General features: G+C 33.8%; 22 protein-coding genes and 3 pseudogenes. 16 read left to right on the top strand and 9 right to left on the bottom strand.

The genetic code is table 11. The annotated features are described in order from the left end of the window. The first annotated feature begins 28 nt into the window (after positions 1-28). Positions 29-1,261 carry a glycosyltransferase family 4 protein gene (locus J2S74_RS13275; protein WP_307326274.1) on the top strand — a complete coding sequence of 411 codons (1,233 nt, stop codon included), beginning with the start codon at positions 29-31 and terminating at the stop codon, positions 1,259-1,261. A 56-nt stretch (positions 1,262-1,317) separates the two neighbouring features. Here J2S74_RS13275 and wecB read toward each other — a convergent pair whose 3' ends face one another. Next, positions 1,318-2,403, bottom strand: a complete 1,086-nt coding sequence (wecB, locus tag J2S74_RS13270) for a non-hydrolyzing UDP-N-acetylglucosamine 2-epimerase (protein ID WP_307326273.1) — start codon at positions 2,401-2,403, stop codon at positions 1,318-1,320. 195 nt (positions 2,404-2,598) lie between these two features. On the opposite strand from wecB, the gene J2S74_RS13265 reads away from it, so the two are divergent. The 4 genes from J2S74_RS13265 (at position 2,599) to J2S74_RS13250 (ending at position 7,956) form a co-directional block, all read left to right on the top strand. Beyond that, positions 2,599-3,780: a glycosyltransferase gene (locus tag J2S74_RS13265; protein ID WP_307326272.1), complete on the top strand. Its 1,182-nt coding sequence runs from the start codon at positions 2,599-2,601 to the stop codon at positions 3,778-3,780. 143 nt (positions 3,781-3,923) lie between these two features. After that, positions 3,924-5,747, top strand: coding sequence for a polysaccharide biosynthesis protein (locus tag J2S74_RS13260; RefSeq protein WP_307326271.1), 1,824 nt, complete (start codon positions 3,924-3,926; stop codon positions 5,745-5,747). Between the two features lie 39 nt (positions 5,748-5,786). After that, positions 5,787-6,935, top strand: coding sequence for a DegT/DnrJ/EryC1/StrS family aminotransferase (locus J2S74_RS13255; RefSeq protein ID WP_307326270.1), 1,149 nt, complete (start codon positions 5,787-5,789; stop codon positions 6,933-6,935). Positions 6,936-7,014: 79 nt separating this feature from the next. Next, positions 7,015-7,956: a D-glucuronyl C5-epimerase family protein gene (locus J2S74_RS13250; RefSeq protein WP_307326269.1), complete on the top strand. Its 942-nt coding sequence runs from the start codon at positions 7,015-7,017 to the stop codon at positions 7,954-7,956. Positions 7,957-8,295: 339 nt separating this feature from the next. Here the strand turns inward: J2S74_RS13250 and J2S74_RS13245 are convergent, their stop codons facing one another. After that, positions 8,296-8,673 carry a hypothetical protein gene (locus J2S74_RS13245; protein WP_307326268.1) on the bottom strand — a complete coding sequence of 126 codons (378 nt, stop codon included), beginning with the start codon at positions 8,671-8,673 and terminating at the stop codon, positions 8,296-8,298. A 345-nt stretch (positions 8,674-9,018) separates the two neighbouring features. Here J2S74_RS13245 and J2S74_RS13240 point away from each other — a divergent pair, with 345 nt between their 5' ends. Continuing rightward, the gene (locus J2S74_RS13240) at positions 9,019-9,636 is read left to right on the top strand and encodes an acetyltransferase (RefSeq protein ID WP_307326377.1); all 618 of its coding nucleotides are present in this window, start codon (positions 9,019-9,021) and stop codon (positions 9,634-9,636) included. Positions 9,637-9,712: 76 nt separating this feature from the next. On the opposite strand, the gene J2S74_RS13235 is transcribed toward J2S74_RS13240, so the two are convergent. From J2S74_RS13235 to J2S74_RS27430, 3 genes and pseudogenes are all read right to left on the bottom strand, one after another. Further along, a complete protein-coding gene (locus tag J2S74_RS13235) occupies positions 9,713-10,915 on the bottom strand; it encodes a glycosyltransferase (protein WP_307326267.1) in 1,203 nt (400 codons plus the stop codon). A 33-nt stretch (positions 10,916-10,948) separates the two neighbouring features. Next, positions 10,949-12,085, bottom strand: coding sequence for a glycosyltransferase family 4 protein (locus tag J2S74_RS13230; protein ID WP_307326266.1), 1,137 nt, complete (start codon positions 12,083-12,085; stop codon positions 10,949-10,951). Positions 12,086-12,477: 392 nt separating this feature from the next. Then, positions 12,478-12,870 (bottom strand): annotated as a pseudogene (locus J2S74_RS27430) (class I SAM-dependent methyltransferase); the annotation flags it as partial. A gap of 418 nt (positions 12,871-13,288) precedes the next feature. Here J2S74_RS27430 and J2S74_RS13225 point away from each other — a divergent pair. From J2S74_RS13225 to J2S74_RS13205, 5 genes and pseudogenes are all read left to right on the top strand, one after another. Continuing rightward, a complete protein-coding gene (locus J2S74_RS13225) occupies positions 13,289-14,302 on the top strand; it encodes a glycosyltransferase family 4 protein (protein WP_307326265.1) in 1,014 nt (337 codons plus the stop codon). Between the two features lie 185 nt (positions 14,303-14,487). Further along, positions 14,488-14,931: pseudogene (locus J2S74_RS13220) on the top strand (NAD-dependent epimerase/dehydratase family protein). Positions 14,932-15,181: 250 nt separating this feature from the next. Then, positions 15,182-15,310, top strand: coding sequence for a hypothetical protein (locus J2S74_RS13215; RefSeq protein ID WP_307326264.1), 129 nt, complete (start codon positions 15,182-15,184; stop codon positions 15,308-15,310). A gap of 21 nt (positions 15,311-15,331) precedes the next feature. Continuing rightward, the gene (locus J2S74_RS13210) at positions 15,332-15,916 is read left to right on the top strand and encodes a glycosyltransferase family 4 protein (RefSeq protein ID WP_307326263.1); all 585 of its coding nucleotides are present in this window, start codon (positions 15,332-15,334) and stop codon (positions 15,914-15,916) included. 297 nt (positions 15,917-16,213) lie between these two features. Next, positions 16,214-17,155 (top strand): annotated as a pseudogene (locus J2S74_RS13205) (SDR family oxidoreductase). Between the two features lie 207 nt (positions 17,156-17,362). Here the strand turns inward: J2S74_RS13205 and J2S74_RS13200 are convergent. The 3 genes from J2S74_RS13200 to J2S74_RS13190 form a co-directional block, all read right to left on the bottom strand. Then, on the bottom strand, positions 17,363-18,757 hold the full coding sequence (locus J2S74_RS13200; RefSeq protein WP_307326262.1) for a DUF4183 domain-containing protein: 1,395 nt from the start codon (positions 18,755-18,757) through the stop codon (positions 17,363-17,365). A 101-nt stretch (positions 18,758-18,858) separates the two neighbouring features. Further along, on the bottom strand, positions 18,859-19,245 hold the full coding sequence (locus J2S74_RS13195; RefSeq protein ID WP_307326261.1) for a DUF4183 domain-containing protein: 387 nt from the start codon (positions 19,243-19,245) through the stop codon (positions 18,859-18,861). Positions 19,246-19,395: 150 nt separating this feature from the next. Beyond that, entirely contained in the window at positions 19,396-19,575 is a 180-nt protein-coding gene (locus tag J2S74_RS13190) for a hypothetical protein (RefSeq protein ID WP_307326260.1), read from the bottom strand. Between the two features lie 154 nt (positions 19,576-19,729). On the opposite strand from J2S74_RS13190, the gene J2S74_RS13185 reads away from it, so the two are divergent. The 4 genes from J2S74_RS13185 to J2S74_RS13170 are packed head-to-tail and all read left to right on the top strand — an operon-like array spanning position 19,730 to position 21,402. Further along, positions 19,730-20,104: an IS1634 family transposase N-terminal domain-related protein gene (locus J2S74_RS13185; protein ID WP_307326259.1), complete on the top strand. Its 375-nt coding sequence runs from the start codon at positions 19,730-19,732 to the stop codon at positions 20,102-20,104. A gap of 58 nt (positions 20,105-20,162) precedes the next feature. Beyond that, entirely contained in the window at positions 20,163-20,546 is a 384-nt protein-coding gene (locus J2S74_RS13180) for a hypothetical protein (protein WP_307326258.1), read from the top strand. Beyond that, positions 20,540-20,914, top strand: coding sequence for a hypothetical protein (locus J2S74_RS13175; protein ID WP_307326257.1), 375 nt, complete (start codon positions 20,540-20,542; stop codon positions 20,912-20,914). Before J2S74_RS13180 ends, J2S74_RS13175 begins: the two co-directional genes overlap by 7 nt. An 8-nt stretch (positions 20,915-20,922) precedes the next feature. Continuing rightward, positions 20,923-21,402: an IS1634 family transposase gene (locus J2S74_RS13170; RefSeq protein WP_307326256.1), complete on the top strand. Its 480-nt coding sequence runs from the start codon at positions 20,923-20,925 to the stop codon at positions 21,400-21,402. A gap of 133 nt (positions 21,403-21,535) precedes the next feature. Here the strand turns inward: J2S74_RS13170 and J2S74_RS13165 are convergent, their stop codons facing one another. Beyond that, positions 21,536-23,968 (bottom strand): YheC/YheD family endospore coat-associated protein, encoded by a 2,433-nt coding sequence (locus J2S74_RS13165; RefSeq protein ID WP_307326255.1) that lies wholly within the window; start codon positions 23,966-23,968, stop codon positions 21,536-21,538. 356 nt (positions 23,969-24,324) lie between these two features. Here J2S74_RS13165 and J2S74_RS13160 point away from each other — a divergent pair, with 356 nt between their 5' ends. Continuing rightward, entirely contained in the window at positions 24,325-25,797 is a 1,473-nt protein-coding gene (locus J2S74_RS13160) for a recombinase family protein (RefSeq protein ID WP_307326254.1), read from the top strand. Positions 25,798-25,902: the final 105 nt, after the last annotated feature.

Below are 25,902 nucleotides of genomic sequence, written 5' to 3'. Positions count from 1 at the left end.
TTATTTGTTTTAAGAAGAGGTGCTAATCTTGAGTCAAAAAGTGTGTATGTTGGTCAGGCATCACCCGTTTTTGGATGCACGTATTTTTCATAAAGAAGCCAAAAGTTTAATGAAAAAAGGTTACGACGTGACATTAGTTGTACCTCGAAAAAAGGGGTACTTATATGATATTGATGGAACTCTATTCATTGATCAGTTCCGACAGTCGAAATTTACCCACGAAGGAATTAAAATAGTCACTTATGATGATAAGAGAGAGAAGCTTAACAAAATGGTAAAAAATTTAAAGTCACGTGAAAAATATAAATTTAACGATCCGCTATTAAAAACAGGATTTGCGCAAAATGCTGATATCTACCATGCACACGAATTTTTATCTCTTTATTCCGGCATTGGGATTAAACGGGCAATGAAAAAACAAAAGGGAAAAAACATTAAATTAATTTATGACAGCCACGAACTTGTCCCCGATCCATTAGAAATGAAACACAAAAACAAAAGAAAAGTAGAGTTGTTACGTAAAATGCTATTCTATATGTTGAAAGAAACTGACTATATTCTTACTGTTTCAGATTCTATAAAAGCTTGGTATTTATCATTGAATCCATTCATACCTGTTGAAGTAATATATAATACCCCCCTTTTGGCAAAGGAGTATAAGCAAAAAAATTATCAAAAAGATGGTTTAGTAGCTTGTTATGAAGGATCTATTCATAAAATGAAAGGAAGTAAAGAGAAATTATTTGCCATTACCAATATTTGCTCTCAATCGATTGATTTTACATTTAAAATAATCGGCGGCGTACAAACGGGTGAATCATTGTCTGTCCCTGATAAACTTAAAGATAAGTTTATCCAACTAGGGTGGGTTAAATATACGGATATTCCTCAATATATGATGGATGTTGATATTGGGTGGATTGATTTTGATGTAAGTAAATCACTAAATCGTTCCTATGCATTACCGAACAAATTCTTCAGCTATCTTAACAACGGCGTACCTGTTATTGTCAATAAGTGTCATGAAATGGGGAATTTTATAAGGAAATATCAATGTGGACTTGTACTTGATAAATATAATCCAGCACCAGAAGATTATGCTAAGGCCATATTGTATTTACATGAACGAAAGGATGTTTTAAAAAGAATGAGCATAAATGCCCGTAAGACGATGGAACAAACTTATTGTTGGGAACATATGGAACAAAGGTTGGTTAATGTTTACAGAAAAATATGGTCCGATAATACACAATTTATATGAAATAATAAACCGAAAAAACACTAGATTTTCCAGTTGTAATGTATGATACGCATTCGTTATTTTTTTTTTATAGATTTCAAGAATTCTAAAAGGATTTGACATATTTTTTCGGCACTTCTTCCGTTACCAAAAAGAGCCGGATGTTTTGGTGGGAGCTTAAATTGATCAATTGTATTTAAAATAAGCTGGGTGTTAACACCTGTCACATGATTCCACCCTTCAGTTACAGTTTCAATCCATTCTGTCTCATCACGAAGAGTAATACAAGGAACTTTAAACAAATAAGCTTCCTTTTGAACGCCCCCCGAATCAGTTAAAATCATTTTAGCTTCGCTTTCCAGCATTAGCATATCAAGGTAATTTAGGGGATCTGTTACTTTAATGTGGGGAGAAGACAAATAGATATGGAGCTGATGTTTTTCTATTTGTTTCTTTGTACGTGGATGCAAAGGAAAAACGACATCATGATCCAGTTGGCTTATCGTTTTAAGAATGGAAGTTAAACGATTAGGATCATCTGTGTTTTCTGCTCGATGAACTGTTGTTAAATAAAATTTTTTAGCTGAAAGGTTTAATCGAGTAAGGATATCTGATTGTTTATGTGCTTTGGTTTTATAATAGAGTACGGAATCATGCATAATATCCCCAACAAGGTGGACGTTAGAAACAATTCCTTCTTTTTTCAAATTATCCAATGCGGTGTGTGTGGGACAAAATAAAAGTGATGAGAGGTGATCTGTAATCACTCTATTTATTTCTTCAGGCATTTTTTTATTAAAACTCCGCAAGCCTGATTCCACATGGGCAATTGGTATATGGAGTTTAGATGCTGCTAAACTACCTGCGAGTGTTGAATTCGTATCCCCATAAACCAAAACGATATCTGGTTCTTCATTGAATAATATCTTTTCGATTCCCTCTATCATACGTGCAGTTTGTGTTCCATGTGTTCCTGAACCGACGTTTAAATAGTAATCTGGTTCAGGAATATGTAACTGTTTGAAAAACACCGTCGACATATTGTCATCATAATGTTGCCCAGTATGGATAATGATTTCTTTGACAATGGAAGGGCGTAGTCGACTTATACATGCAGCTTTAATAAATTGAGGTCGTGCTCCGATTACAGTAATGATCTTCAAGTTGTTCACCTCTTTAAAATTAAACGTTCCCGCCATGTTATTTTATAAAATGAGAAATATCACTGTTTAAAATAATTTGTTAAAAATGAAAACAGTCTCAATACAATATATTTAATTGAACAAAAATATATAACGGTAATATTATGATTATCGAATATATTAGTGTAATTTAGGGATTTACAAGGAGGACATGGGATGAAAATATGTAAACTTATAAGGCATCATTCATTTACTGATGTCCGAGTGTTTGAAAAAGAAGCAAAAAGTTTAAAAAAAATGGGGTTTGATGTAACAATTGTCGCAGGAAAACGAGAAGGGAAATTATTTACAATTGGCAAAAAACCTGTTTTTCAGAAAGAAGAGTTTTATTACGATGGTATCCATTTTGTTACTTACGATGCACATTATCCATTAGGGCAAGAAAAAAAAGTTATGATCAGGAAAATGATAGAAGAGTTAAGAAATGGGGCTCAATCTTATTTTATAGATGGGCTAGCACAAAAAGCACTTGCCATACAAGCAGATATTTACCATGCTCATGAATGGGAAACTTTGTATGATGCAGTTCAAATTAAGAGAATTCTTAGAAATGAACAGAAACGTAACATTAAAGTCATTTTTGATGCACATGAATTGGAAAGTGACAACTTACTTATGAAAGAATTAATGAAAGAAGTAGATTATATCATTACGGTATCAAACGGTCTTAAATCTCAATATGCCCAGCGTTATCCAAAGGTTCCAATTACCGTTATATACAATTCCCCTCATTTTGAAAAACAAATACCACCGAAGGATTTCTCATCAAAATTATTGACAATTGCCTATGAAGGCTCTTTAACAAAAGATAAAGGGGACCCTGAGAAAATTGCGGAAATTATAAACCATTGCAAAACAAAAATTAACTTTAAATTCAAAATAATAGGTGGTATGCCAAAATTACCAGAATATCAAGGTGTGATGCAAAAGATGAAATCAAATCCTTATATTCAGTGGGTAGACTGGGTCGATTATCATGATCTTCCGAAACAATTAAGTAATGTTCATATTGGTTATATCAATTTTAGATTAAACACTCCAAATCGGGAATACGCACTTCCAAACAAATTTTTTAGTTATTTAAATAGTGGAATTCCTGTAGTGGTTAATGCCGCTCATGAAATGGAAGAATTTATTAAAAGACATAAATGTGGAATTGTCATAAAAAAAGGAGAGGCAACAGCAGAGGATTATGCAACACAATTTGTCAGATTATATAACAATCGTTTATTGTTAAAAAAAATGAGCGAGAATGCTCGGTCAGTTATTCGATCAACTTATGGATGGGAAATGATGGAAAGTAGATTGAGGTCCATTTATTCAGTACTTTCCAAATAAAAAAACTTTCGTTAAGGGCTCTAGAATATAAAAATAAGAACCTGTGATTTTTACATTATATTTAATTATGGGTTTTCGTCTAAGCAATAACCAACCTCCTGAATATAATATGTACATGGGACCGGAAAAAAAGGAGGAATTTGATGAAGTATGTACTACGGATTATTTTACTATTTTTTGTTGATATAGCCCTTCTAATTATAAGCGGTTATTCTTCTTTTGCTATTATCAATAATAGTATACAAATAAAACATTTAACACCGGGTATTATAACCTCCACAATCCTTTTCATAATCTTTAGTTCTCTCTTTCTTAAAATTTTCAAATCATACCAAACCTTATGGCGCTATTCTGAGCTGTATGAAATTATCAAAGTATTTAAATCTATAACACTTTCTTCAATTTTAAATATAATTATTCAAATAATGTTTTTTAATGGCTCCATACCGATTTCGTTATATTTTTTACTTTGGATGACATCCATTATATTTCTAAGTGGATTTCGCATAGGGTGGATGATTGTAAAAAAATTAAATAAACCTTCTATGTCTCTAAGAAAAAGGGCGTTGATCATAGGAGCAGGTGAAGCGGGAAGTATGGTAGTAAAACAACTTATACAATCTAACGAAGCAGAGTTTTATCCTATAGGATTTGTTGATGACGATCATAAAAAACAGAAACTCGAGGTCTCAGGTTTTCCTGTTTTAGGGCGGAGAACGGATATTCCGAATATCGTAAAAAAATATGATATTTCTACTATTATTGTAGCTATCCCATCTGCACCTAAATCACAGATTAAGGAAATTGTTCATATTTGTAAACAAACTAAAGCACATATTCAGATTCTTCCTCGGTTACAAGATCTAATTCACGGGAGAATTTCTGTAAAAGAAATACGGGGTGTTGATGTAAAAGATTTACTAGGGAGAGATATGGTGAAGCATAGAATTGATCAACTTAATAATTATTTACAAGATAGAGTGGTTCTTGTAACTGGTGCTGGAGGTTCCATTGGCAGTGAGCTTGCTTATCAAGTGGCTCAGTGTGACCCTAAAATGGTCCTACTTCTTGGTCATGGAGAGAATAGTATTCAAAAAACTGAAACTAAATTAAACGAGAGTATGCCCCGTGTGACTACTGTATCTCTTATTGTTGATATTCAAGATCAAATGCTCATAGATGATGTATTCAACAGATTTCGCCCCGAAGTTGTTTTTCACGCCGCTGCTCATAAGCATGTACCTTTGATGGAAAAAAATGAAGTTGCTGCTATAAAAAACAATGTATTTGGGACAAAAATTGTAGCTGAAGCAGCTGATAGATATGAAGTTAAACGTTTTGTTTTCATTTCAACCGATAAAGCAGTAAACCCTGTAAATATAATGGGAATGACGAAACGGCTTGGGGAACTTCTTATCCAACAGCTTGCCGCAAAAAGTTCAACTAAGTTTTCAATTGTAAGGTTTGGAAATGTTTTAGAAAGTCGGGGAAGTGTTGTCCCTATTTTTAAGAGACAAATAGCAATGGGAGGGCCTGTTACCGTTACCCATCCTGATATGGTACGCTACTTCATGACCATTCCTGAAGCTGTTCAACTTGTTTTAGAGGCTGGTTCATTGTCTTCGGGAGGAGAAATATTTGTTCTAAATATGGGTGAACCCGTTAAAATAGTTGACCTTGCTAAAACATTAATTCGTTTGTCAGGATATGAACCAGATTATGATATAAAAATTGAATACACAGGTATTCGTCCCGGGGAAAAGTTAAGTGAATCATTGTTCTATAACGATGAACGGTCAATTCCAAGTAAACATCCTGATATATCAATTGCCTCTACAATGTCAATAAACTATACACAATTTCAACGTGAGTTAAAAAAACTAGAAGTTTCTCTAAAAAATTCTTCGGATGACTTCCGGAATACTCTTCTAAGGATTATCCAAAATGTGTCTTCTACGAGAGTTTGATGATCGATTTGTGTAACTTTATTGCAAGGAGTTGGTCCAATGACTAAGAGTACTAAACGTATTTACCTTTCACCCCCTCATATGAGTTACTATGAACAACAACTTGTTTCAGAAGCCTTTTCGTCAAATTGGATTGCACCTGTAGGCCCTCATGTGGAAGCCTTTGAAAAAGAAGTGGCCAACTTTGTTAATATCGGAGATGCAGTGGCATTAAGTTCAGGTACAGCAGCTATACATTTGGCTTTAAAACTATTAGATGTAGGAAGTGGGGATTACGTCTTTTGTTCAACATTGACTTTTGTGGCAAGTGCAAATCCAATACTATACCAAGGGGCAGAACCTATTTTCATAGATTCTGAACCAGACTCATGGAATATGTCGCCAAATGCCTTGGAAAAGGCTTTTAAAGATTGTGAAAAAAAAGGGAAGATCCCTAAAGCCGTTATTATTGTAAATCTCTATGGTCAGAGTGCAGATATGAGTCCTTTATTATCTATTTGTGAACGTTATGGTGTCCCCATTATTGAAGATGCAGCAGAATCGTTGGGGGCGATCTATAAAGGCCGAGCAAGCGGAACTTTCGGAAGATTCGGTATATATTCTTTTAACGGTAATAAAATCATTACGACTTCCGGTGGGGGAATATTAGTGTCACAAGATCTTGAAGGGTTGGAAAAAGCTAGATTTTGGGCAACGCAAGCTCGTGATCCCGCAAAGCATTATCAACATAGTGAGGTTGGGTACAACTACCGTTTAAGTAATGTTTTGGCTGCTATTGGAAGGGGACAACTACGAGTTTTAAATGAAAGAATTGAGGCACGCCGCATAGTATTTAAACGTTATTTTTCGGCGTTAAAGAATTTTAAAGGGATTGAATTTATGCCCGAGGCCCCGTATGGACGATCCACAAGATGGTTAACGGCTTTAACCATTGATCCAGAGCAATCCGGTGTTACGCCGACACAAATCATTGATGCTTTGGAGGGCCAAAACATTGAAGCACGTCCGGTCTGGAAACCGTTACATTTGCAGCCTCTTTTTAAAAATTGTCCTTATTATCCTCACAATAATAACAGTGTGTCAGATGACCTATTTCGAAAAGGTGTTTGCTTACCTTCAGGTTCAAATTTATCCGAGGAGGACCAAGATAGAATTATTGAATGTTTAAAACATACATTTCAACAATAATGGAAGTAGGTAATGCACAGGTATTTCTATCTGTCAAAACATTATAAATTTTAATCAAGTTTAAAAAAGGAGGCTTATCATGGAAGTATGGCCAAAATACAATGTAAAGCCAGAATACAAACAATTAGTCAATAAGGCATTAATAAAGTATAAATCAGGTTTGGATTATCGCCCATACCTTCAGAATTATGATACATTTGGCGACTATTTAAACTGGGGTATATATAAATCCTATCGTCATTCTGAAAAAGTTCGCCTAGATTCAAATGGCCTACCCAAAGTGAAATATGGAAACGAGTATTACTATAATCCAGTTACAGTATCTCAATATACACTTTCTATGCATGGAAAGTATGTAAATGGTCAAAATTCTAAAGTGGCGTTTATGAAAGGGACAAATCAATTATTAATGATGCAAGATGATTTAGGAGCCTTACGTTATCCATTTTCTTATAATTATTATTTAAAAAAGTTAGAAAAAGGATGGGTATCTGGAATGGCTCAGGGGCAGGCTTTGAGTGTTTATGCAAGAGCGTACGATTTAACAAAAGACAATAGTTTTTTATTAGCTGGAAACTCGGTATTTGAATTTTTAATAAGCCCAGTTTCAAGGGGTGGAACAATGGATACTATGAAAGATTTACATCCATCTCTAGACAAATACATTATTTTTGAAGAATATCCCATAAACCCCGCATCATATACGTTGAACGGCTTTATGTTCACTCTCCTTGGTATTTATGATTGGTGGAAAGTTACTTCTACTTGCAATTCTAAAGTATCAAACTTAGCCGGTGATTATTTTAAACAAGGTATTAAGACGTTAAAACATATTTTGCCTTATTATGATCTAGGGGAACACACAACGTATGACTTGGCACATTTAGTTTACGGACTTGAGCCTAAAGTTGCAGGATATTACCATAAAGTTCATATTTATTTATTATATGTTTTACATTCCATCACTGGCGAAAATATCCTTAAGCATTACTTTCAATTATGGTCCTCGTATGTTAAATAATCCAAAACATGGGACATCCGCGCTTTTCGTTTTATTCCATTAATTACTGAATACTTATCGCGAGCCCCATAATACAAACGCAGTGTGACGAGGATAAAAGGTTTTATTCTTGTTATCGGGTAATAGCCGGAGATTTGGAAAAGAACCGTAATTACTATTGATTACTTCTATGAAATTGTCTTCCTTAGTTGTTTTATCATATTGCAAATAAAGGGGGATGTCATTCCGATTCCCAACTTTTTTTCAGAGTTTATTGTAAATTGTATAGGACCATACAAGAATACCGGATTCAAGTTTTACATTTTGAATGATAAATTCAGCAGATCCCTCTAGTCGTTCTTAAATCAACTTAATTTGGTTGTTATTAAAGATGTTACTTTGTTCATTTAATAAAGTTGATAGATTTACTAAAAACATTGCGGATAAATTTGGTACAAAGTAATTATCTGCTTTATTGGTACTATACCAAAAAAACACCATTCTTGTGACTACTCGATACACTTTTGCACCAATGCAAACTAAAAGCCACCAAAATTTCATGTGCGTCTTCTCAAATTCTTTGATGACAAGTTGGGGGATGACATTGCATTTATCCATAACAATAGAAGTCGTAATAGTATAAGGATGGTTGGAAGGGGGGAGGGATCCATTGGAAAATGCACCATATACTCGAGGTAATTCCCATCCGGTTTTTTCCATCTCCGTCATCTTCAGCATGGTCTAAAAGTCATGTTATTACTTCGTAGGCTCTTATATGGCTAAATTCATTTAGGATCTTTTTGTAGTAAAGAGCTTCAGAGGAAAGTAGTATACCTTATGTCATTGGCTGGTGAGAATATCCTGTAAACGTGGGTTCTAATCCTCCTCCTAAATTTCCCTCTGGGAATTTTCTGATTAAACGCTGATAATAGTCCTTTCTACTCACTAGATCGATCTCCCTCTAAATAAATGTTTTTACCTTAATATTCTCCACCTCAATTTTTTGTAATTAATAATGGTAGTAACACTCTTTTTTTAGCATAAGATTAAAAATCAAGTCAAAAAAAGGATGTGTCTATTTTGATGAAAAATCTTGTCATTATTGGTATGGGAGGACATAGTAAAGTTGTCACTGATGTTGCCAAACGACAAGGATATTCAATCATCGGTTATGTTGATGATAAACCACGACCATATGAAAAAGGTTACCTTTGTACCCTAAACGAGTTTCTGGATGAAAAATCCTTTCACGATTATGATGTTTTTATAGCCGTAGGAAATAATCGAGATAGACAACAAATTGTTAATGACCTTACACCCTTTTCTTTATCTTACGCTACATTGATAGATCCATCAGCAGTTATTGGAAGTAAAGTAAGGGTTAATAAAGGGACCTTAGTTATGCCGGGAACTGTTATAAACGCAAATGTACAGATCGGCAGGCATGTGATTATTAATACAGGAAGTACGGTTGATCACGATTGCAGTGTAGAAGATTTTGTTCATCTCTCACCTGGTGTTAATTTGGCTGGTGGAGTAACAGTAAAGAAAGGAGCACAACTTGGAATAGGTTCTGTCGTTATACCGTTAAAGACAATTAATGAATATTCTGTCATTGGCGCAGGTGCCGTTGTAATTGATAACATACCAGCTGATTCAACCGCAGTAGGGATCCCCGCAACAGTAATAAGAAACAACTGAAAAAAATTAAAAACTTTTCGTAAGCAAAATGGCCATCCGATTAATGCGGCTGACCATTTTTTATGTTTATTAGTGCTTATATTAATTCATTCATAACTAAGGATAATTTTTTAGTTAAATTTCTACGATCATATTTTTGAATCTCTTTCTTATTTGGTAAGATTCCAAGTTTTCCTTCTTTCCAAGCGTTTAAATACTTAATGACATATGGGATTGCTCCTGATGGATTATTCGAATCTATAACGACACCAGTACGCGTCTCATTAATAATCTTAGCTGCTGCACCCTTAGGAGGTACGATAGCTAGTATAGGTTTTTCAAGATTTATAAGTTCAAATATTTTACTCGTTACAGTTTGATTTCCTTGCTTAGGGTCTATCAGCAATAAAAGAAGGTCGGACGATGCTGCCTCTTTTAAGGCAGTATGATGATTGACGTAACCGGTTCTACTTACAAGATCATTTAATGCCCATTCGTTTGGGAAACGGATGTTATCCAGATAACCAACTAAACTTATCTCGATGTCAGTCTTTTTAATTTCATCTATTCTTATTGAATTCTCAAGGAATTGGAAAAAAATATCAAAAACGTTTCTTATGTGTCCATATACGGAACCCATATAACATATCTTAAATTTATTCGTTTTTGGTAAATGATTAATATGATGAAAGTCATCAGGATCAAATCCATTGGATATGGTGAAAAATTTATTTTTCATTTCATTCCCAGATAAGTGAAATAAAGTATTTGTAATTTGTTCAGTAACTGAAATGACAGCATCTGCTTCGTTTAAAACTAGTTTTTCTAATTTCTTGTTAAACACTCTATCATTTTTCCAACGATCTTTCTGCATAAATGGATTTGTCGTCCATTCATCCCTTAAATCAATCACTAAAGGTTTTCCGGTCAATCTTTTTAAAGCTAATCCGGACAATAAAGAAATATAAGGAGCAGAAACACTATATATAACATCAATGTCGTGTCTCTCGAGTAGAGGTAATCCGGTTTTTACCGTTTCTGGGAACCACCCTTTCATAAATTCATTGATTGTTATATAAGGATTTGCTGATAAATTTTCACAGTCCTTTACCCTAATAACATTACAAGAATCAGGTATTTCCTTTAACAATGTTATATCAACTTTGGGGTAGTTAGACTTTTCCGGAGCAAGTACCACCGGCATCCATCCGAAATGTGGAAGATATTTTACAAATTTGAGGCTGCGTTGTCCGGCGCTGACAGGTGGGAAGAAATAGCTAATGACCAAAACTTTTTTCATGAATATCCTCCCTCATTTAAGTTTTATCTTATATTATAAATCGTTATAAACATTGACCAATTGACGTGCAATATTAAACGGATCATGATTATTCACGGCATATGACCGCCCTTTTACACCAAGCTTGTATCGTAGCTTAGGTTTTTTAATAAGCTTGTATAATTTCTTTTCTAAGGTGTTAGGATTGGCCGAAACAACCGGTAGTCCGGATGGGTACTTTTTCAGTATGTCTTCACGTATAAATGAGATGACTGGTTTGCCAAATAGCATACTTTCAATAGCTACCGTACCATAAATACCTAAGCAAAGTTGATCGACTACAATATCTGCTTTTCTTATCCAATTAAGTGCTTGTTGATTTGCCATTTTTTCAACCTGAACATATTCAAAATCAACATATTTTTTAAGGTTGCTAATTGCTTTTTGTACATAATCTGTTCCTTTAAGATACTGATTGCTAGGTGCATGAACGATCAAAGGTTTTTTTATGTTCACATTAGGGTATGATGGGGAGAAATCTTTATAATCAATGGCTGCAGGTATAATGTAAATTTTCTTAAAATATCCTTTTACATACTCAAAAAGTTCATAATCAGGGACGATTACAGCATCAATATAGCGTGATAAAACATTAAGTCTCCCTAGAATCTCTTTCTCTTCGAAATTTTTATGATTGGCTACCCTAGTATACGGGTTATTTAGTTTAGCCAAAGAATATCTTCTTACTTCTGACCCCCAAAACGACATGACTAATTTTTTGTTGAATAAACTTAGATAGGGAAGGTCCGTATAATTAAATCTTGTAAAGGTTTGCCCGGCATGAAAATGAAAAATGTCATACTTATCCGTTGAATTAATAGTGAAGCTCATCATAGCAGGGTCATGTTCTGTAATAGGAACACCGTTTAATGGTGATGTAATATCGGTAGGGTATCCATAGCGTGACCTTGAATATGAACAAAAGGATACTGATAAGCTAAGATTTCTAAGTGCTAGTGCTTGTGTACTCATTTGGCCAGCAGGATTATTAGGTAAGTGTAAAATACTTTTTTCTTTTAGTTTGATAATATCCCTTTCGTTTGCTTGATTTGGAATTATAAGCTGACTGTCATGATTAGGGTAAAGGGGGGGGAAACGTAAAGGAGTTAAATGTTTATTTTGACTATCCAACTTTTGCACTTCCTTTTTGTTCTTTTTATTTCCGTGATTTCTTTTTCAATGGTTTAAAGTTTTTTGGAGTGATCTTCTCTTTACTTTTTTTTTTAGAACGTATTCTTTTTGTTATCTTTCTTCTGTGTTTTTTATTACTTTCCTTGTTGGTTTTGTCTTTTTTTCTAAACTTTTTTACTTCATTATTTTTTTCGAATTAACATAATTTAATTTCGTACTATATTATGAAAAACAAAAAAAAATGTGATTAATACGTATTTATATTTATAATTGAGAATAAAATTTATCTATTTAATGCTAACAAATGGTAAATCAATAAAAATATAGAATATTATTATTTAAAACAACTAAACAAAAAAACTTCTTGTTTTTATTATTTGGCACCGGTAAAACTACACTTTTTTCTTGTGTGAAATCCAAAATATCATTATATTTATTTTGACATCTTCTTCACTATGAAATACTCTCACATGGCTAGCAGAGTCAAAATTTGGGACTGAAAAAATAATACGACTTCTTTTAGGTAATCTCATTAATACTTTTCTATCTTTACTTAAATGTTCAAGTACTTCTAGCATAACAAATATATTAAAAGATTGTAATCTAAGTATGACAGAGTCATCATATAAATCCACAACACTAAAAATAAATTCAGGTACATATAACTTTGCTTGACGAATACGGCTAATGGAAAAATCAATTCCTAGGTACTTTTTATACCCTATTTTATTTAAATGCTTGGCAAATCGGCCCGTCCCACAACCCAGTTCAACTATCTTTTCACAACGATGTGGTTGAGGTAGAAAGAGGGCTGCATGTTAATATAAATCTTTATATAGACTTTGCTCCAACGGTAAAAGATCAACTTTGAAATTGTGTTATAAAAATCAGGTCCTTTTTCTGTATCCAACTCATTCAACCTCCCACTATCTATAATAGCCCTTCATTCAACAATCTTGTTTACCCATTTGAAGGTTTCCTATATCTTATTCAAACCATTGATAAAAATTGCTGGTCATTTTTCATTCTTTTATTCACTCTTAGTGAATCAGGATTAAATTAATTAACTGTTAGCACTGGATGTTCAGGATTTTAAACTTTATTTTCTTAAAAACGCTATTTTATTATATCGGTTCAGAACATTAAACCGTTTATTTCAATATAATATGTTAGGAATAAACTTTGCTCAAAGGAGGTTTAGTTTTGAAAGTACTTCATCTCGGATTTGGTGGCCAAATGATCGTCCAATGTGAAGCATTAAAAGAAATCGGTGTGGATGCAACATCGTGTCATTTTAATCAAGGAAAGTTTAAATTTCAACCTGATATATGTCTCCATTTAAACCAATTGTCAAAAGAAGAAAGGCTGCAGAGACGGCGAGAACTTTTAGCAGCAGCAGCGAAAGAATATGATATCTTCCACTTCCATTTTGGTAAAACTTTTTTACCAGATCACAGTGACCTTGCTTATTTAAAGAAATTGGGAAAAAAAATGGTTGTACAACATCGGGGTTCCGATGTTCGCAGGCTTTCCATTGCCAGAGATCAATATAAGAATCCTTATGTGAAAATAAAGAAAAAATTCAAAAATGAAAAGAAGGTAGTAGCGGTATTAAAAAAAATGTCCTCCTATATTGATCATGCTATTGTTGCCGATCATGAACTACTTCCTTATGTAAAAGACTTTTATAAACACGTTCATATTATACACCAAGCTATTCCTCTTGATGATTTTGAACCTAAATACCCTTCAGTAAGTAATCATACCCCCTTAATTGTTCACGCACCATCACATTATACAGTAAAAGGTTCAGAATTTGTTATTAATGCTATAAAGCGTTTATATAAAAATGGCTATACTTTCAGATGTGAGTTAGCATCAAAATTGCCCCATGATCAACTTAAGGAACTCTATAAAGAAGCAGATATTATTATTGACCAACTACGAATAGGTTCCTTCGGAGTTGCAAGCTTAGAAGGAATGGCCCTTGGGAAACCTGTGATCTGTTATATTCGCAATGACTTAACTAATACGTATCCGCAGGAACTTCCGATCCTTAATGCATCACCAAAATCCATTTATAAGGTTCTTAAAAAAATTATCGTAAATCCTGATCAAAGATATAAATTAGGAGTTAAAGGAAGACAGTATGCTGAAATGCATCATGATTTACAACAGATAGCTTCACAATTAGCAATACTGTATGAAAAACTATAAAAACATGTCCAAATGACGGACATGTTTTTATATATACTTTCTCCATAAGGTCCCCTTTTATTATGGTATGAGACAACATGTATTTACTAATTTAAAAACAATATAACCTAAATTAATTCCACTTTTTCCTATTTCAAAGTGATAAATTAAGACATAAGATAATTTAGTGCTTTTAATAGTGAGGAGTGTATAAAGTGGTATCTTATCTTGTTACTGGTGGGGCTGGATTTATTGGATCGAATATTGTTCAAGTCTTACTTAACAAAGGGGAAAAGGTAAAAGTTCTAGATAACTTCAGTACAGGTAAAAAGGAAAATATATATCATTTTCTCGATGATATTGAACTGGTAGAAGGGGATTTTACTGACGAAGAAACAGTTGAAAAAGCGTTAAAAGGGGTTGACATTGTCTTTCACTAAGGGGCTATTCCTTCTGTACCTAAATCCATAAAAAATCCATTAGCTTCTAATCAAGCTAATGTAACGGGTACGCTGCTTTTACTACAAGGTGCTGTGAAGAATAAGGTTAGCAGGTTTATTTATGCTGCATCATCCTCTGCCTATGGGAATACGGATGTTCTGCCAAAAAAAGAAAATATGCGAGGAATGCCTATGTCTCCATATAAATAGCGTTGCTTAAATATTGGTATTTCATATAATGATTATAAAATTAAAAGGGGTACAAGAAGTAAATCAAATGCTAAGGAGGTTGCTAGTTTTGAAAGTACTTCACCTCGGATTTGGTGGACAAATGATTGTCCAATGTCAAGCTTTAAGAGAAATGGGGGTAGATGCTATGTCCTGCTTTTTTTATAAAGGGATTTTTTAATTTCAACCTGATATATGTCTGGATTTAGAACGGTTACCGAAGGCTGAAAGGATGCAGAAACGACGTGAATTTTTAGCTGGAGCTGCCAAAGAATACGATATCTTTCACTTCCATTTCGGCAATACCTTTTTACCAGATTACAGTGACCTTGCTTATTTAAAACAATTTGGTAAGAATTAGTCTTACAACAACGAGGGTCCGATGTCCGTAGACTTTTCCATTGCCCGGGATCGATATAAAAATCCTTATGTGAAAATAAAGAAAAACTTTAGGAATGAAAAAAAGCGGATTGAGGTAATAAAAAAATTGTCTTCCGATCATGCAATTGTTGCCGACCAGGAACTACTTCCTTATGCAAAAGACTATTATAAACACGTTCATGTTATTTGCCAAGCCATTCCCCTTGAGGATTTTGAACCCATATACCCTGAAGTAACCAACCGTATTCCATTAATTGTTCATGCACCATCGCATTACAGAGTAAAAGGTTCAAAATTTGTCATGGATGCTATCAAACGGTTATATCGAAATGGCTATTCTTTCAGATGTAATTTGGTGTCAAAATTGCCACATGATGAACTTATGGAGGTTTATAGACAAGCGGACATAATCATTGATCAACTACGTATCGGTTCCTTCGGGGTTGCAAGCTTAGAAGGAATGGCTAGTGGAAAACCCGTGATCTGTTATATTCGCAAAGATTTAATTTATAAGTATCCACAGGAGCTTCCGATCGTTAATGCTACACCAAAATCTATTTATAAGTTTTTAAAAAAATGGTTGTAAATCATGACCCAAAGATACAAATTAGGGGTTAAAGGAAGACAGTATGTTGAAAAATACCATGATTCAGAACAAGTAGCTAGACAACTTGTGAAATTATATGAACAGCTGTGAAGCAAAACACGTTTCCATAGAAGGACTGTTTTTTGTTATTTGAGGTAGATCTATGACGTAAAGAATAATGGGAAAAGGCACAGTTATACCGACTTAATTAGCAGTACTACTTATGCTATGCTCACAGTTTCTAATAATCTTTCATAAAATACTTTGAAACTTTATTGACGAGTTGGAGGGGAACTGGTGACTACCTATTTTGTAACTGGAGGGGCGGGTTTTATTGGATCCAATATTGTTGAAGCCCTCTTGAAAAAAGGGAAAAAAGTAAAGGTCTTGGACAATTTTAGTACTGGATAAAAGGAAAACATCCAAGAATTTATCAAAAATATAGAATTAGTTGAAGGGGATTTTACAAATGAAGAAACTGTCAATAAGGCAGTAAAAGGGGTGGAAATCATCCTCCATCAAGGAGCTATTCCATCTGTACCTAAATCTATAAAAATTCCACTAGCATCTAACCGTGCTAATGTAACAGGGACCCTTCAATTATTAGATGCAGCTGTAAAAAACAGGGTTAGTAGATTTATTTACGCAGCCTCATCCTCTGCGTATGGAAATTCTGCTATTTTACCAAAACGTGAAGATCTGCAAAGAAATCCAATGTCTCCTTACGCTGTGAGTAAGTATGCTGGAGAGCTTTATTGCAAAGTTTATTATGAAATATACGGCTTAAAAACAATATCCCCTCGTTATTTCAATGTGTTTGGACCAAAGCAGGATCCTTATTCGGAATATGCAGCAGTAATTCCAAAATTCATTGATATGCTCATTAGGAACGAGTCTCCCACCATCTATGGAGACGGTAAACAATCCAGAGATTTTACATTTATTGATAATGTAGTTTCTGCTAACCTTCTAGCTGCAGAAGCCTCTAAGCTCGGTGGGGAAGTTGTAAATATAGGGTTTGGGAAACGGCATAATTTAAATTATCTAGTTACATGTATTAATAAGATACTTGAAAAAAATTTTTACCCGATATATCAAGACAACCGGGCAGGGGATGTGAAGCATTCACTTGCAGATATTCAATTGGCTAAGAAACTATTAAATTATGAAACAAAAGTTTCATTTGAGGAAGGCATGCGGAAGACGGTTAAGTGGTATAAAGAGAGAATGGTTCTTTGAATTGTATAAATGAGAGGTATTAGTTTATAATGGGCTCTCCTTTAATCCCCATTTTTTTAATGTAAGAGTGAAAACATATGTATTTTATGTCTTATTTGAATAGAAAATTATCAAAGTATTTGTGAATTAGTGCTAGATAAATTAATGATACTCGGTAAGTTAAAGAATATATAGAAAAAAACAGGACCAAGAGCGATATTCACTGCTTTAGGTCCTGCCTTTTTTATTTCCATGTTTGTGCATTTCACAACAATCCAATATTCCGTTTTTTTCGTTTAGCTTTATCAATTGTAATATAATCGGTACATGTTTAATTGGTAAATTACTTGTTATTAGTTCTAACTGGCCATCTGCCACGTAATTTTTATTTGGTTGTAGCACGCCGTTAATAAATAAATTACTAAATGAATACTCTGATTGCTCTGGAATAGATATTGGTGAACAAAGCAGACATTCGGCATCCTCTTTGTAAATAGAACTTTTTCCATCAGAAGCTGCACAAAAGGTGGCAACCTCCCCGGTCACTGTCCTACCATTTATTTGATAGATCTTAACAAATTGTACAATGATAGGAACGTGTTTTCGTGGATCTTCTTCTGTTAATAATATTAACTCCCCATCAGTTATTGTGTAATTTTCTTGAGGTTGCAACACTCCATTGATATAGAGGTTTACGTAAGAGTACTCATCAGGGTTTGGAAGGTGAACATGCTTAGGAAAGGGGATTTTTGACCCGGTAGAAAGTACAGTAAAATATTCCGTTTCTCCATTTAACAATTGATTATCATGATTAAAAACTTTAATAAATTGGATAATAATCGGAACCTTTTTCCTTGGAACATCTTCTGTCTGAAAGATTAATTGATTTCGTTTAACTTTATATGATGCAGGGTCTTGTAATACGCCATTCACATATAAATTGATGATTGTTACCTCTATTGGATCGTAAATCTTTGTACTTTCATAACCTTTTTCTCCATGAGATTCTGTATAAATTCTGCTTTTACCGTTTGCTATAGCATAATAAAATTGGGTTTTTACCTTTAATGGGCATGAGAGGTGATCTTTCCCTATTAAAGTGAAAGAGGTTGGAACCTTAACCCAATCGTATATTTTTTCTACATGAATACAATGTTTATTAAACTTGCAATTGGATCGAGTTGTAGAAAAAGATAATTGTTTAGTAGACCGGGATTGTATAGTTGTACCTTTGATTAATAGGTTTACTCGTTTATAAGTCTCAGCAAATAAACAGAAGCTTACTTCGAATTGTAAATAACCTAGATCAACACATACACAATGGAAATTTATTATTTTGAAATCGATTTTTCCGTCATCAGGAAGTATCAGTTCAACAGTTTGGATTCTAGTAAATGGTATAGGCTTTGTTCGACATTGCGGGTACTTTTTACTTAGCTCTGTATTGATAAATCCAGATATGGATAGTTTTACTTTTTTTAATGTTTTATTATGGTTGATAGCAGTTATGGAAATTACCTTTATTTTAAAAGCCTTTGGATGGTGGGATGGGATGGGATTTCCTGATTTATCGCATAAATAGCCCCCTGCTAATTGTTGGTTATTTTTCTCTGCTAAATACATTGTACTCCCTCCCCCTTGTACATTACTTAAAAGGGGACAGTTACTATTCCTTGGTAAGTTGTCACCCTATTGATAAATTAGCTATATAAATAATATGTTAATTACGTAGTAATGGTTACATCCGTTTCCGCATCAGGACCAAAATTAGATACTTCTAGAATGACTGGAGTTCCAGCTGTAATTGTTTGATCATCAGGGACGGTAATTGCTAACTGACCAGTTCCTTGTTCTCCAGGTGTGTAAGAGGAGGTCTCATCCATTTGAAGCACTCCGTTAATATACACATTGTAATAAGAGTTATCTTCTGCTAATTCAGGTAGTGCTGTAGGTGTAGCCCCCGTGTCATCTTCAAAGTCATTTACTTCAATAGTGAAAGTTGTATCCGTCTGGTCTTGATCTAACTCATAAAAAAAACGCTGTATGTCCGGTTGCGTTTCTACAGTTGTTTCAGCTGTTGCCTCTACGTGAAGCTTAATTATTCTTGCCATTTATTCATTCATCTCCTTTATTTCAAAATATACAATATTCTATGAAAAAATAGTCCTTAAGTAATAGGTAAGTATTACAATTTTACCAAAAAAAAACAAAATGGACGGAAAGGTAGACACTTCATTAAGTATGTAATATCTACCTTTCAATTAGTTTAGTTTTTCCAACTTTTCTTCATTATTTTTAATAAGTTGCCTTACCTTACTTAAATCGTCGCTAAGATGTTCTATTATCTTTGCCCTTTTTTGCTTTTCTTTTTCTTTATTTTCTTGTTCTCTTTTCTCTGCAAAGGCCTTCATAGATGAATAGATAGTTAATCTCATGTTCAAGCCAAAATCACACTAAAAGCCCATAAACCTTGATTCCATAGTATTCTCCACACCGTTTGTAGTCTAGACAAATATATTGATAGATCTGTATTTATCTTGATTTCCTAATTCATATTATATTATTGTAGTCAAGGCTAGTTTGTGGAGGGAAATCATGTTTGTGAAGGTGACCCCTCGAAAAAGGGGCGATAAAACTTATTACTACGCGGAGTTAGTGGAATCTTATCGTGAAAATGGAAAGACAAAACATAGGCACATCTTTTACTTTGGTAGTGTAGACAAAGTAAAAGCCCAAAAACTTAAAATTGCATTTTCTAAAGACTTTGATGCCTATACAAATATTGATAAAGTGGATTTTTCTAAATCCGTTCCTTATGGCGATTATTACTTACTTGATTCCATTTGTAACCAAATTGGTATGTTTCAAGACTTTTCGAAAATCATTCACATCAATGGATCGTCATATTACTGTACGAACAGCCGTCGATTACATAAAAGGTCTTGTGTTTCAACGTATTTCGCAACCTGACAGTAAATTAGCTTTAACCGAAGAATATCCACATACATCTTTGCCACATTTTTTAAATTTGAAAAAAGAAATGGATCTCCAAACGCTTTATCGTAGTTTGGAAATGCTGACAGAAAACTTCTTTAAGGTCGAAAACTGTTTGTATCAATGGGCATTAAAGCGGTTTAACCAAAATGATCGAGAACTATTTTATGATATTACAAGTAGTTATTTTATAGGGCGCAAGTGTATCATCGCTGAGTTTGGATATTCCCGAGATAAACGGAGAGATCAAGAACAAGTTGTCATTGGTTTAGTGACAACTTCCGATGGATTTCCCATTAAATGTAATATCTATTCTGGTAAAAATCAGATAAGACGACGGTTTCAGAGGTTGTTACAGACCTTAAGCAAAGATACCCTATTGAAGAGGTTGTCTTTGTGGGGGACAGGGGGATGTTAACATCAAAAAATATTGAGTCAATAAGAGAACTCAAGCAAAAATATGTGATGGTTATTCCTAGGACGTGGACGAAAAAGTATTTAAGTGATGTTTCCATTACGGAATTAAGTATGCGAAAAATCAAAGATGATTTATATGCGAAGTTCCTTCCGGAAATATATGGACAACGTTTCTTACTTTGTTTGAATACACAAAAAAGAGAAGATGATCGTAATTATCGACTTCACTGTGTGGACGCAATTAAGAAAGAACTCGAACAACTGAATAAAAGTCTAGATGAAAATAAAAACATTAAAACTCGTGATGAAGCTATGAAACGCGCCGAAATCATATCTAAAGAAATACAGCTGGTAAATACTTTACATTGAAACGGTGGATGACGACAAAAAATTCTCTAGGATTTTCTTTGAAGTATGAAATTAAACAAGACAAAATAAAAGCGGATGAGAGACTAGACGGAACTGTTGTCATTCAAACGAATGAAAAAAAATATGAAGATGAGGAATTAATTAAAATTTATAAAAACCAAAATAAGGTGGGGAACGCTTTTCGAATCATTAAACATGATTTGAATATAAGACCAATGTATCATAGAAAAGAAGAATGTGTAAAGGGGCATGTATATGTATGTGTAATTGCTTACTTTCTCGTTATGGCAATTGAATATTTAGAACAAAGAGAATCCTACAATAATACAGCAAGGGTCATTTTACATTACCTCCGCAGAATTCACCTAGTAGATATTAACTTACCAGATGGCAGCAAAAAGTACTCCTTGACAAAGATAGACAAGGAGCTTAAAGACATATTGCAAATTTATAAAATCAAAAAAATGAAGGTTCCCGATCTAGTATAAAAATTTTTAATGAAATCCTATTACATCGGCATTTTTTCAAAAAGTGACATGAGTATAAATCCATTTACACAAAACTATTTATACTCCCTCCGGTGAATTTATCCACTGCACTCCCCCTTTCAAAGGATTTTAGTTAAATATTAATTTTTTGACCATTATCGAAGTTACTAATGTATTTAGCATATTCCAATGGATTCAAAAAAGCTTTCTTAACTATTTCTCTTTTATGAGACATGTACAGCGAATCGTTTCCTGGTTTTGCATTACATTCAATGAACCATAACGACCCTTTTTGATCGAGAGCAAAATCAAGTCCCAGTTCACCGAAAACACCGTAAACCTTTTCAATACTCTTAAAGCTTGTAAGTAGAAATTCCTCTACTTCTTTTCTAAGACGTGTTATGTCATTCTTTGAATAGGACATATAATTTTTAAAAAATTCATCAAAACGACAAACTTGAGATCCTGTTCTAGTACTTGTAATTGGGTAATTTGGACAGCCGATACGAACTGGATAAGCAACTATTTCAACCTCTCCTTTTCCATTACGCTGAATGGTTGCTCTCATATCAACATGACGATTATTAACTTTGAGTACATTTATCGCACTTTGAATAATGACTTCTTTTTTCTTAAGGATGAATTGAAGGTCATGCAGGAGTTCGCTGAAACTATCAACCGTTTTTTGCACCAATTGTTGATTAATATAACTGTATGTGTAACGGTCATTCTGTTCTTTTTTGATTTTGACAATATTTTTTCCATTATTACTTTCACATTTTTTCAGATACAATTCATTATTTTGTTTAAACATTTTCTTAATGTCATAAGGACATTTATATAACCTAGTCGAAGGAAGATAAGTACTCATCTCTTTCTGCCCTAATAACTTTTGATGCAATTCCCACTTATTAAATGTGTAAACAGGATTTATTTTTTTTAATTTCCCTGAAAACTCCAATTGTTCTCTGATATAATCTGAGACTATTTTTTGATTTTTTAAGACTCCTCCTCCTCTGTCATAAAGCACATCTGGAAATGGAAATCCAGTCTGTTTCCAAACTCCTTTTTCTTGATTAAAGTAAACTCCCTTAATCCTGTAATTAATCAAATCAATATCCTTAATTGAAAAGAAATAAAAATCTATGTGCTCTCTATCATTAGCTTTCATTAGCTCTAAGTGTCTAAAGACCGGTGTTTGGTTTAACATTTTTTTCATATGCCCTATGCTAACGAAGGCCCCGACAACTAACTTTTTCTTTGTATTTTTAACAGAAGATATGATTTGAGCCATTTTTTTGAAAGGAGATTGGAAGTCAGCTCCTTGATCACTGTTTTTAGTTTTGGATAGAAACTTCGCATACTCAATAGTAGATAAATACTGTGGTAATACCTTATCGCTGTATTCAATTCCTGGAGAAGCTAATTTATCAGGCTTAGAGTTGGCCTCTAATAACCATAAATGCCCCTCTTCATCAACCGTAACATCTAGACCAATTTCACCAAATGGTCCCATTTCTTTATCGATTAATTCGGCAACTTCAACCCCGAATTTACGAACTTCTTCATCAGTAGGTATATTTTTCTCATCTATTAAGTCGTTATATATGTCTTCATAGTACTTTGCTTGATGATTAACTGTTGTAATAGAATAGTTCCTTTTGGCCACACTAGCATGGTTATAAACCGCTTGCCATTCTCCGTTCTCATCTTTAATCATTAAAACCCTTGTGTCAAAGTGAGAATCATTATATTTCATAATAGGAATACCTTGTTGAACGATAAAACGCTTTTTAGGATCTATAAAATTCTTAACATAGTTTTTGACTTTTTTCAATTTCTTAACTTTAACCCGCTTCAATCCCCCGTCGTTATATATGAGAATATACTTTTTTCGTTTTTGTTCTATGGACATAATCTCTTCTCCACGACTACCATAGACAGCTTTCAAGAAAATGAAGCGGTGTTTATTTAGCATCCTCTTAATATCTTTAAACATCGAGTATTGGATGGTTTCAGGCAGATGTCTATTCATTTTAGAATGTTTGGATAGATGTCTATGCACTTCCCACTTTCCCAATGCATCTAAATGATTGAGAAACTTAATACTAGCATCTTTTCTAAATTGTTGTCGGATAAATTTCACTACCGACTTTTGTTCTTGCCTAAACGATGCCCCTCTATCGTAGATCACATCCGGAAATGGAAACCAAGATGACGACCATTGCTTCTTATCAGAATCATAAATATACCCCTTGATTTTCTTATCTTTCCAATTAATGTGCTTAATTGAGAAGAAGTAGGTTAAACAATGAGCAGCGTCTCCTGCACGCATATGATTCTCTCCAAAAGTAGATAATGTATTTCGTTCAAACTTTTTTATAAACCACATATTAACAAAAACCGCAACAACAGGGCCTAGACGTATCCTTCGGTCTTCTTTCCATATATTTAAAGGTTTATCATCTAACAATAATAAACGATTAAAAAGTCCTTCATGAACGTAAATATTCTCATTTTTTTCTTCATGAGTGTCTAAATACACTTCTTCAGTTAACTGTCCCACACATAATTGATATGTCAATTCCTTAGTTAAGACTAAAGTTTTACTTTTTAGAATTGGACCTGAAAGAACTTGGTAATATTTACCTAGCTGAATATGTCAATCTGTTTACTCATATATATATTCAGCGGAAAAGATAAAGGCTTAGATAAACGATAGGTATAGGAGGAATTAAAATGGCTCGCAAAGCTTTAGAACCATCCGACATTAGGACAAAATTGTTATACTCAAAAGATTCAATGCAATCTAAAAGAATTTTATTAAACATACTCAAAGTCCTCTATAATTCCAAAACTTAACCCTAGTCCAAAAGATAACCGCTTTGCTCTATTATTACTTTTTAAAAAGGAGAGCATTAAATGAACAAAGTAATCATCTATGTGCGAGTCTCAACCGAAGAGCAGGCAGACAAAGGTTACAGCATTGAAAGTCAACTTGAAAATTGTATGAGGAAAGCTCTGGAATTGGGTTACACAAAAAAGGATATAATCATCCTAAAAGATGATGTATCCGGAAGCATCATTGATCGACCTGGATTAAACCGCCTTAGAGAACTCATCAATGGGAAAGAAAAGCCCGATATTGTCATCGTCTATGAGCCAGACCGTTTAACCCGTCAATTAACCCATCAATTAATTATTACAGATGAAATTCTGAAGAACAACGTACGTTTGGAATTTATTAAATTTGAATGGAAAAATACACCAGAAGGTATGATGTACTATCAACTACAGGGAATATTTGCACAATACGAACGAGAAAAAATCCGTGAAAGAACGATTCGAGGACGAATGACCAAACTCAAAAAGCACGGAAAATTGAGTTATGACCCTCGTTTATATGGTTACACTTTCGATACGCATGAAGATAAGCTTAAAGTCGATCCTGCTGCAAGTAAGGTTGTCCAATTAATTTTTAAACTCAGCACAGAAGGTAAAAGCTGTGGTGAGATTGTCAAGACTTTAACTCAATGCCATGTTCCTGCACCAAGAGGGAGTAAATGGTACCCATCAACTGTTAGCCGCATTCTTAATAATAAAAGTTATTTGGGGACATATATGACTTATAAGACAGATTATCACCAAGGCGTTAAGCGTGTTCGTACAATCGAAGAGCAGTTCCCAATCAGCATTGAACCTTTAATTACTGAAGCAGTATACAGAAATGCTCAACAAACCCTTGCCAAACATCGTAGGTACTCGGGGCGCCCATCAAAGCGAGAGCATTTACTTGCAGGTCTTGCTAAATGCTATTGTGGACACTCAATTGTCACAAATGTCTCATCTGGCAAGTACGCCTACTACACATGTGTCACTAAATTAAGAAGAATAAAGAGTTGTCAAAGCCTCTATTGGAACACATCCATTGTTGATCAAGTGATTTGGTCAAAAGTATGTACTGTCATTAAAGAACAGTTTCATAATTATGGGGAGATATTAGAACAAGAAAATATCACCTTAAGTGATGACTTAATTACTCAGATGAAGCTGTTTGAGGAACAACAAAATAGAATCCAAAAGAAACAGATGAAAGTGCTCGATCTAGTCTTAGAAGGTAAAATTGATCATAATCAGTATGACTATAAACTTAATCAATTATCGCAAGAATTATTAGAAAATAATCTACAAATCCAGAAACTTGACAAGAAGATGATGGAAGAAAAAAAATCATTAAAAAATATCTATAAAGAGACTTTTTCATTACCCAATATAAGGGATAGACTGATTCATTTGCCATTTAAGAAGAAAAAAGAAATGACAGAGCTTATTGTTGACAACATTACCTTATATCCAGACTATCACTTAACACTCCTATTAAAAATATCAGAATAGTTTTTTATTTTAAGGATATTTCTAGATAATTAAACGATGGTTAAATCCATTGCATTAAAGAGTTCTTGAGGTAAAAAAATTTTATTCACCTTATGAGTTTTTACT

The organism is Evansella vedderi, assembly GCF_030813435.1.
In the GTDB taxonomy this organism is placed as follows: Bacteria; Bacillota; Bacilli; order Bacillales; family Salisediminibacteriaceae; genus Evansella; species Evansella vedderi.
Note: the sequence above shows the minus strand (reverse complement) of the source record. Positions and strands in the feature narration are given on the sequence as shown.

Bases quoted from the DNA above. Each gene is read 5' to 3' on its own strand.
- J2S74_RS13265 (WP_307326272.1), top strand. From the start codon at position 2,599: ATGAAAATATGTAAACTTATAAGGCATCATTCATTTACTGATGTCCGA.
- J2S74_RS13260 (WP_307326271.1), top strand. From the start codon at position 3,924: ATGAAGTATGTACTACGGATTATTTTACTATTTTTTGTTGATATAGCC.
- J2S74_RS13255 (WP_307326270.1), top strand. From the start codon at position 5,787: ATGACTAAGAGTACTAAACGTATTTACCTTTCACCCCCTCATATGAGT.
- J2S74_RS13250 (WP_307326269.1), top strand. From the start codon at position 7,015: ATGGAAGTATGGCCAAAATACAATGTAAAGCCAGAATACAAACAATTA.
- J2S74_RS13245 (WP_307326268.1), bottom strand. From the start codon at position 8,673: ATGCTGAAGATGACGGAGATGGAAAAAACCGGATGGGAATTACCTCGA.
- J2S74_RS13240 (WP_307326377.1), top strand. From the start codon at position 9,019: ATGAAAAATCTTGTCATTATTGGTATGGGAGGACATAGTAAAGTTGTC.
- J2S74_RS13235 (WP_307326267.1), bottom strand. From the start codon at position 10,915: ATGAAAAAAGTTTTGGTCATTAGCTATTTCTTCCCACCTGTCAGCGCC.
- J2S74_RS13215 (WP_307326264.1), top strand. From the start codon at position 15,182: ATGCAGAAACGACGTGAATTTTTAGCTGGAGCTGCCAAAGAATACGAT.
- J2S74_RS13210 (WP_307326263.1), top strand. From the start codon at position 15,332: ATGTCCGTAGACTTTTCCATTGCCCGGGATCGATATAAAAATCCTTAT.
- J2S74_RS13200 (WP_307326262.1), bottom strand. From the start codon at position 18,757: ATGTATTTAGCAGAGAAAAATAACCAACAATTAGCAGGGGGCTATTTA.
- J2S74_RS13195 (WP_307326261.1), bottom strand. From the start codon at position 19,245: ATGGCAAGAATAATTAAGCTTCACGTAGAGGCAACAGCTGAAACAACT.
- J2S74_RS13185 (WP_307326259.1), top strand. From the start codon at position 19,730: ATGTTTGTGAAGGTGACCCCTCGAAAAAGGGGCGATAAAACTTATTAC.
- J2S74_RS13175 (WP_307326257.1), top strand. From the start codon at position 20,540: ATGTTAACATCAAAAAATATTGAGTCAATAAGAGAACTCAAGCAAAAA.
- J2S74_RS13170 (WP_307326256.1), top strand. From the start codon at position 20,923: ATGACGACAAAAAATTCTCTAGGATTTTCTTTGAAGTATGAAATTAAA.
- J2S74_RS13160 (WP_307326254.1), top strand. From the start codon at position 24,325: ATGAACAAAGTAATCATCTATGTGCGAGTCTCAACCGAAGAGCAGGCA.